Origin of the sequence: Pseudomonas sp. HMWF006, assembly GCF_003061205.1 — a bacterium.
GTDB lineage: Bacteria > Pseudomonadota > Gammaproteobacteria > Pseudomonadales > Pseudomonadaceae > Aquipseudomonas > Aquipseudomonas monsensis.
In genome coordinates this window covers 1-7,837 of the sequence record NZ_QAIU01000365.1, presented here as the reverse complement: position 1 = coordinate 7,837, position 7,837 = coordinate 1, and the positions used below count along the sequence as shown (strand labels likewise).

7 protein-coding genes and 1 pseudogene are annotated in these 7,837 nt (G+C 60.4%); 4 read left to right on the top strand and 4 right to left on the bottom strand.

All coding sequences use genetic code 11. The features are described from left to right. A pseudogene (locus DBR24_RS32240) lies at positions 1–123 on the top strand (antibiotic biosynthesis monooxygenase); the annotation flags it as partial. Here DBR24_RS32240 and DBR24_RS14975 read toward each other — a convergent pair. Then, positions 113–877, bottom strand: coding sequence for a sulfite exporter TauE/SafE family protein (locus DBR24_RS14975; protein ID WP_128615151.1), 765 nt, complete (start codon positions 875–877; stop codon positions 113–115). The pseudogene DBR24_RS32240 and the gene DBR24_RS14975 sit on opposite strands and share 11 nt — an antisense overlap. Positions 878–1,111: 234 nt before the next feature. Between DBR24_RS14975 and DBR24_RS14970 the strand changes: the two genes are divergently transcribed. The 3 genes from DBR24_RS14970 (at position 1,112) to DBR24_RS14960 (ending at position 3,235) form a co-directional block, all read left to right on the top strand. After that, positions 1,112–1,993 (top strand): LysR substrate-binding domain-containing protein, encoded by an 882-nt coding sequence (locus DBR24_RS14970; RefSeq protein ID WP_128615150.1) that lies wholly within the window; start codon positions 1,112–1,114, stop codon positions 1,991–1,993. A 55-nt stretch (positions 1,994–2,048) separates the two neighbouring features. Then, positions 2,049–2,624: an NAD(P)H-dependent oxidoreductase gene (locus tag DBR24_RS14965; RefSeq protein ID WP_123464432.1), complete on the top strand. Its 576-nt coding sequence runs from the start codon at positions 2,049–2,051 to the stop codon at positions 2,622–2,624. A gap of 200 nt (positions 2,625–2,824) precedes the next feature. Further along, positions 2,825–3,235, top strand: a complete 411-nt coding sequence (locus DBR24_RS14960; protein ID WP_123464430.1) for a MerR family transcriptional regulator — start codon at positions 2,825–2,827, stop codon at positions 3,233–3,235. Between the two features lie 69 nt (positions 3,236–3,304). On the opposite strand, the gene DBR24_RS14955 is transcribed toward DBR24_RS14960, so the two are convergent. The 3 genes from DBR24_RS14955 to DBR24_RS14945 all read right to left on the bottom strand — a co-directional run. Next, complete coding sequence (locus tag DBR24_RS14955) at positions 3,305–5,926, bottom strand: RND family transporter (protein ID WP_128615149.1); 2,622 nt, start codon at positions 5,924–5,926, stop codon at positions 3,305–3,307. A gap of 33 nt (positions 5,927–5,959) precedes the next feature. Continuing rightward, a complete protein-coding gene (locus DBR24_RS14950) occupies positions 5,960–6,796 on the bottom strand; it encodes an outer membrane lipoprotein-sorting protein (protein ID WP_128615148.1) in 837 nt (278 codons plus the stop codon). Positions 6,797–6,864: 68 nt separating this feature from the next. Beyond that, positions 6,865–7,837: DUF1302 family protein (locus tag DBR24_RS14945; RefSeq protein WP_128615147.1), on the bottom strand; the 973-nt coding region annotated here is incomplete at its 5' end.

The following is a 7,837-nucleotide window of genomic DNA, read 5'->3' as shown; positions in this document are numbered from 1 at the left end:
CTGGACGTGCATTCGAATCTGCCGCACATGCGCGAGTTTTTCGAGAACCGCATGGCGTACCTGGAGCGCGATTTCGATATCCGTCGGATCGACATGCTCAGCGCGTCGTCGGCTAGCCGCTGATCAGCAAATGGGCGCCGAGCGCGCCCAGTCCAATGAAGAATGCGCGCTTGAACAACACCGCGCTGATCCGCTGACGCAGCCATTGGCCGAGCAACATGCCCAGCACTGCCGGGATCAGCGCCAACAGCGAGGCACTCAATTCGCCGCCACCCAACGCGCCGCGCCAGAGCAAACCACCGGCCAGCGCCAGCGTTGAAACGGTGAAGGACAGACCCAGCGCCTGCACCAGTTCATCACGACTCAAGCCCAGCGCCTGCATGTACGGCACCGCCGGAATCACGAAGACGCCCGTGGCCGAGGTGATGACGCCCGTCAGCAAACCGCACAGCGGACCGAGCCAGGTTTCGTGGCGCGGTTTGACGTGCATCGCTGGCAGGAACAACCCGCTCAACGCATACAGCAACAACGCCGCGCCCAGTCCGCGTACCACCCAATGTCCACCGGCCATGCCGATCCACAAAGTGCCGACGCCGGTGCCGAGGAAAATCATCAGCAGCATCGGCCACAGACGCTTGAGCAATCCTTTCAGATGCCCGCCAAAGGCCAGTTGCCAGACGTTGGTCAGCGTAGCCGGAATGATCAGCATGGCGGCTGCCTGTGACGGAGCCATAGCCAGACCGAGCAGGCCCATCGCAACGGTGGGCAGGCCGAGGCCGATCACGCCTTTGATCAGGCCGGCGAGGACAAAGGTCGCGATGACCAGCAAAGACAGGGCCAGCCCCAGGTTTTGGTAGAAATCTGCGAGTGTGCTCATGGCGCTACTGTGCGCCAGTCGGGGTTGGCTGAAAATCCGCCATATACTGAGGGTGCCTCTCACTGAGCAAGAGGCTGATATTTTCTCTGGCGCTTCTGGCCCCATCGCTGGCAAGCCAGCTCCCACAGGTTTCAGTGTTGAGCTCTAAATGTGTGATCAACAAAAATTCTGTGGGAGCTGGCTTGCCAGCGATAGGGCCCGCCCCGACACCACCAAAACCTGAGGCTGCCAACCATGCACTTCGACCTCACCGACCTGCGCCTCTACCTGCACATCCTCGACACCGGCAACATCACCGCCGGCGCCGCCCGCAGCCATTTATCCCTGGCCGCCGCCAGCGCCAGAATCCGCGCCATGGAAGCCTCGCTTGGCGTCGATTTTCTTGAGCGCGGCCGCCGTGGCGTCACCCCGACTGCCGCCGGCAAAGCGCTGGCGCAACACGCAAGGATCCTTCTGCAGCAGGCCGAACGCATGCAGCAGGATCTGGCCGAATACGCCCAAGGCGTGAAAGGCCAGGTGCGCTTGCTGTGCAACACCACGGCGATCACCGAATACCTGCCGGAGGTGCTGGCGGACTTTCTGCGCAGTCATCCCAATCTCGACATTGATCTGCAAGAGCTGCCAAGCGCACGCATCACCCACGCCCTGCGCCAGGGCGCAGCGGACATCGGGATTGTCTCCGATGCGGTGGACACCCACGGCCTACAGACCCGCGCCTTTCGCGATGATCCGCTGGTGCTGATCCTGCCGCCGGCGCATCCGCTGGCCGAGCAGCCGTCCCTGACCTTTGCGCAAACCCTGGCGCATGATTTCGTCGCGCTCGGCGCCCATAGCGCGCTGGCCATTCACTTGGAGGAACAGGCGCTGCACATCGGCCAGCGCATGGCGATCCGCATCCGCACCGATGGCTTTGACGGAATCATGCGCATGGTGGCGCGCGGGGCGGGGCTGGCGATCGTGCCTAAGGTCGCCGTCGAGCGCTGGGCCTCGGTGCATTCGCTGGTGTGCCGACCGCTCGACGAGATCTGGGCGAACCGCGCCCTGCAACTCTGCGCGCGGGATTTCGCGCAGTTGCCCGGTTACGCACGGGCCTTGCTCGACGCATTGACGCCTTGACTCTACCGCTAGGGGCAGACTCTATCCTGTGCGCTTCATTTCAGGAGTACACACAATGAGCAAACGAATGCTCGTGATTCTGGGGCACCCCTCCACCGACAGTTTTTGCGGGGCATTGAGCGAGACCTACGTGCAGGCGGCCAAAGACGCCGGGCATGACGTCCGCCTGCTACGCCTGGATGCGCTGGATTTCGACCCCGTGCTGCACGAGGGCTACAACAAGGTGCAGCCACTGGAGCCGGATCTGCTGCAAGCCCAGGCCGATATCACCTGGGCCGAGCACCTGACGTTTGTCTATCCGATCTGGTGGGGCGGGATTCCGGCGTTGCTGAAGGGCTTCCTCGACCGGATTTTTCTGCCCGGATTCGCCTTCAAGTACCGTGAGGGCAAAGCCTTTCCGGACAAGCTGCTCAAGGGACGCACTGCACACCTGCTGGTGACCATGGACACGCCGCCCTGGTATTACAAGTGGATCTATCGCATGCCGGGCCTGCACCAGATGCGCAAGACCACCCTGGAATTCTGCGGGATCAAACCCCTGAAAACCCTGACGTTCGGACCGATCCTGGGCTCCAAACCCGGCCAGCGCGATATCTGGCTCGAACAGGCCCGGGCAACCGCCGCCAGCTGACGTTGCCTGTCTGAACCACTGACGGCGCAGTCGCCGCCGTCAGTCCGCCACCGGGCTGCCGTCGCAGGCCCGTCCGTCGCCTGTGCGCGTCATTTACGCACAGTTGCAATACCTCGATGATATTCGACATATAATCGCCCCCCGATCTGGCATGACGCCTGATCGCGCTACGCCCTGTTTGATCATCGAGACGGACCTTTATGTACATTGGCAAAGCCGCCCAGCTGTCGGGCACCACAGTCAAAAGCATTCGCCATTACGAAGAAATCGGCCTGTTGCCCGAGCCCAAGCGTGAAGGCAAATACCGCATCTACAGCCAGCAAAGCGTTGAAGTGTTGACGTTCATCAAGTGCGCCCAGCAATTGGGCTTCAAGCTCAAAGAGCTGCAGGTGATCCTCAACAACTACCGCGGCGACGAGTTTCCCTGGGACATGGCGCAACGTGCGATTGCCGAAAAAAAAGCCGAACTGGTGTCCCAGATCGGCGATTTGCAGCAATTGCACGACGGCCTTGAAGCGTTTGAGAACAACCTCAACGATGCCCGCCAGGAATGTCAGTTCGAGCGCATCGCCCGCTATGGCGAAAAAAACCCGGGCAATACACTGAACTGAAAACCCTGCTGCACCGTATGACCGGGCTCGCCTGCCGCCTCAGGGCCTGCGCACCCGGTCGGTGGCGAATCAGCCCGGCACCGCCTCTGTCTCTGCCTCAGTGCGGGGGGCCTGAACCGGCGCATGCACTGGCGCAATCGCCGCAAAGAACCACGGCGATACCAGCGTCACCAGCACAATGGTCATGACCCCACTGGAAAACAGCGCCATCGCCACCAGTGCACCGAGGTCGACGATCGGTTTGAAGTCGGAAAACAGCAGCGCCATGAAGCCCACGGAGAAGATCACCACGTTGATCACCGTCGAGCGTCCAACGCTGTGCATCGCCTGCAGAATCGCCGCATCAATTTCGATGCCCTGCTGCACCAGCAGCTTGATGCGCGACAGCAGGTGCACCGCGTAATCGACCACGCCCACCACCAGGAACGTCACCAGCGTCGTGCCGATGTTCAGTTCGATGTTGAACAGGAACATGAAGCCGTAGACCGTCACCGAAGTGGTCAGCAAGGTCAGCATGCCGAGGATCCCGAGGCGCACCGACTTGAGCCAGTACATCATCATCAACGTGACGACCAGCAGCGCCAGGGAAAAGCTCAATACCTGGCCCTGAGTGATTTCCTGCAACACACCGGTCCAGATCAATGGCGTGCCGGCGTGGGTCACTTCGAGGTTGGCGGGTTTGTTGATCAGCAACCAGGCATCGAGGCGATCGAGCATGCCCTGATAGTCGCTGGCGACCGACGAGGTCATGGTGTACAGGGTCAAGGCCTTGGAAAAGTCCGCATTGAGTACGTTGTTCAAGTCGGAGCCGCCACCGTTTTCGAACAGCATCACGTGTTGCTCGATCAGCGAATTGCCCGGCACTTCAAACTGCTCGACCTGCCCGTCATCATTGACCGACGTGACCTTCTCCAAGGCATTCGGCACCCGCAGATAATCCGGATTCATGTCGTTGAGCACCAGGTTCATGCGCTTGACGTAAGTGGCCAGCGAGTAGCCGTAGCTGACGTTCGGCTGCTGCTTGATGAAGTGGTCGAGCTTGTCGATGAACTGCACCACGTCGGTGGTCAGCACCCCGCGCGGCTCCTTGCTGTCGATGGCGATCCAGCCCGGCGCCGTGCCCGCGACCTTCGCGTGATTGATGAATTGATCGGACACGCGAATGTGGCTCTCAGGCTTGAAGTAGGCAATGCCGGAGTCTTCGATATCGACGCGGAAGGTGAACACCGTGGCCAGCGCCAGCAGCGGCAGCACGACCAACAGGATCGGCTTGCGAAAGCGGATCATCCAGGCGCAGAACGCGACCAGGTAACGCGAGATGATCGATTCCTTGTGCACTTCAGCCTTGGCTTGCGCTGGCTGATCCTTGCCCCACAGCGAGATCCACGCCGGAATCAGCAACAGCGAAATGATCAATGCCGCCGTCAGGCCGATGGACATGAACACGCCGAAATTGCGAATGCTGACAATGTTGTTGGTGGTGGAAATCATGAACGTGGCGATGGTCGTCACCGTCGTCAACACCACCGGCACCACCATCAGGCGCTGGGTTTCACGGTTGGCTTCGCGGTTGCTCTTGCCGGCGTTTTTCTGCTCGTAATATTCGGCCATCACATGGATCGCGTCCGAGCAGCAAATGGTGAACAGGAACACCGGCAGCACACTGGTCAGCAGGTCGAACGGCACCCGCAACAGCGCCATCAGCCCGAGGGTCCAGATGGTGCAGAACAGAATATTGAACAGCGGCAACAGCACGCCCAGCGGTTTGCGGAAGAAGAAAGTCAGCAACAGGGTGATCAGCAAAAACACGATCGGGAACAGCACGGCCAGGTCGTGGTCGATGATTTCCTGCTGCGCGGCGATGAAGATTGGCATGCCGGCAATGAAAATTTCGTCCTTGTACTCCGGATGATCGGCCTGATATTGCGCAACGATGCCGCGCACGATCTGATAGGCGCGCAGTTGCGCCTGGGCATCGTCCTGCTTGGTGCCGAGTTCGGCCACCAGCATCGCGACTTTCTTGTCCTTGGACACCACCCCGTCGACCATCAATTCGTTGCCCATGATCTGCGACTCGACCACGGCCGGGTCCATGTCATAGGCATTGAGGGTCTTGTGGATCAACAGCTCGCCGTCGTCGGTCAGGACGATGTTTTCCAGGTCGCCCATCGAGGCCATTTCGCGGATCGGATTGATCCGTTCGGCGAGAAAGGTCAGGAACAGCTGATCGTGCGAGTCCCAGTTCTGGCTCTGCGCATGGTCACGCAAAGCCTTGGCCTGGGCATAGTCGTTCTGGGAAAAGCCGCCCTCCAGGATGTCCCGGGTCAACAACTGCGCGCGGCTGTCATTCGGGTACTTGCCGACGATTTGCGCCAGTTGCTCCTTGTCGGCATCGTTGGCCAGAATCATCTTGCGCACTGACTGCGACATCGAAAACAGCGCGTTGAGCGTCTGCTTGTTGAACACCGTCTGCGGGTTGTTCAGCGCCACCATCACCGAGTCGAAGGTGCCGGTGAACTCACCCTGCAAGTCGATGATGGTCTTGCGCGCCGGGTGGCTTTCCTTGAGCAGATAAGGGTTGGTGTCGGAGACCAGCGCGCCCAGCGTATAGGTGAAATACGCGGTAATCGCCACCAGCAGGAAAACAATCGCCCGCGCATAACGCTCGACGAAATTCAGATATCTTTCCATGATCATGCGGTTCCAGGTCGTCGGGGTCGGCGCTTAGCGGGCAGACACGGCAAATTCCGGCAAGTCACCGGATTTCAGGCCGCGCTTGATCGCGGTCTGGGTAAACAGGCGGTCTTCCAGCGGGACGTTGTACTGCAACTGGTTGAAGCGCATTTCCGAGCGCGTGCCGTCGATGAAGTGTTCGGTTTCACTGAGCACGATGCTGTCGATCGAGTCGATGGTCGCGACTTTCTGCGTGCGCATCTGCTTGATCAACACGCCTTTGACGTCGAAAAAGTCCTGGCGCATGACCAGGAAGTTCTGCTTGTCGATCCACACCTTCAGCTTGTTGTAGCCGGTCTTGGCCAGCACTTCAGGGGATGCCGGTTCGCGCTCGATCACGTAGCAGTCGCGGCCCTTGATCTGCTCTTCGCCGACGAACTTCTGCGAGTAATCCTTGACGCGGATCTTGTCCAGGTCGGCATACGAATACTCACTGCCCATGAACGAGCCGCGCTTGTCGGTGGTGGAGATGCGGCGGGTCTGGCGGCTGACCGGCAGGTACATCCACTGGCTGTCTTCCAGGCCCAGGGTTTCGTGGGGGTTTTCGATGTGGAAGGCAACGTCACGCACGTCGGTCGGCGCGGAAAAGTACATGCTGAATTTGTCGCTGTCCGGGTAGTCCTTTTGCAGGTAAGTGAACTCGCGAACCCGGGTATTGCCCTTCTTGTCATGCAGGATCAACGAGACCTGGGACATGAAGCTGTTACCGTCGTTGCGATCACGCACCTGACGGATGATGTCATCGGCATTGCCGGCTTCGGCGGCACTGGCGCAGGCGCTGCCCAGGATCAATACGGCGGTGGTCAGACTTTTCAAAAACGGCAACATAAGAACTTCCCTTTTCATCGGATGAATGCGTGGGCGCCTGCACCAGCGTGGCGACAGGCGCAATGGGGTTAAAACAGATAGCCGGCCGACAGGCGCAGCTGGTCGTGCTTGCGGTACTCGCCGAAAGACCGCTCAGGTCTGCCGAAGAACACGTCCACTTCCAGGCCGAGCTTGATGTAGTCCACCGGTTTGTAGGTGAAGATGCCTTGCAGCAATGCGTTGTCCTGAAACGGTGGTGAGGCGGCGGCCACCAGACGACTCTTGAGACGGTCCTGCCAATGGGTGCCTTCGGCCGACAGGGTGAACAGCGGTTCGCGCTTGTCCTGCAACATCCCGTCCTGCCAGTCGAGCAGCACTTGTTCCTGCCACTGCGCGGAAATCAGCCAGTCGCGCAACAGGTAATCGACCCCCAGCAATGATTTGACCATCGGCGTGCTGTCGGCACCGTAGGCACGCGTCGGATTGGTCACGCGCCAGTTGTCGAAATACGCCACCTCGCTGCGCACCACGATGCTGTGCCCGGCGTCGATCGCCAGCCCGGCACCGCCCATGGTGTAACGGGGAAACTGCCGTTCCAGCCGAGTGCGACCGTCGTCGGCGAGGCCTTCGACCGCGTACACCGGGTCCTGCTGACGCGCGCTCAAGGCGACAAAACTGGTGTCCACCGCGCCGATCCGGCCGTTGGCGCTCAGGCCATAGGAATAACCCTTGTCACCGTCATAGCCAGGTTTGGAATCGAGCAGGAAATATTGCGGGTCCGGCGCGGCAAACAGTGGCGCGGCAAACTCACTGCCGGCCACCGGCGGCTGGTTTTTCACAAAATCGGTGATCCACAGCGCTTCCAGTTCCCACTCGCCCACCGGTTGCGCAAACCGCACCATCGGCACGGCGATGCGGCTGTCTTCGAGCAGCGGGGTCAGGCCGTCGCGGTAGTCCAGCGGGTTGATCTGATCGAGCACGCGCAACTCATCGGCACGCCCCCAGACCACTTGCTGCCAGCCGACCGTCACCTCGCCATCGCCCAGCGCATGGCCCACATAC

What these genes read in the sequence shown, in the direction of transcription:
- DBR24_RS14950 (WP_128615148.1), bottom strand. Translation starts at nt 6,796, where the DNA reads ATGTTGCCGTTTTTGAAAAGTCTGACCACCGCCGTATTGATCCTGGGC.
- DBR24_RS14955 (WP_128615149.1), bottom strand. Translation starts at nt 5,926, where the DNA reads ATGGAAAGATATCTGAATTTCGTCGAGCGTTATGCGCGGGCGATTGTT.
- DBR24_RS14975 (WP_128615151.1), bottom strand. Translation starts at nt 877, where the DNA reads ATGAGCACACTCGCAGATTTCTACCAAAACCTGGGGCTGGCCCTGTCT.
- DBR24_RS14970 (WP_128615150.1), top strand. Translation starts at nt 1,112, where the DNA reads ATGCACTTCGACCTCACCGACCTGCGCCTCTACCTGCACATCCTCGAC.
- DBR24_RS14960 (WP_123464430.1), top strand. Translation starts at nt 2,825, where the DNA reads ATGTACATTGGCAAAGCCGCCCAGCTGTCGGGCACCACAGTCAAAAGC.
- DBR24_RS14965 (WP_123464432.1), top strand. Translation starts at nt 2,049, where the DNA reads ATGAGCAAACGAATGCTCGTGATTCTGGGGCACCCCTCCACCGACAGT.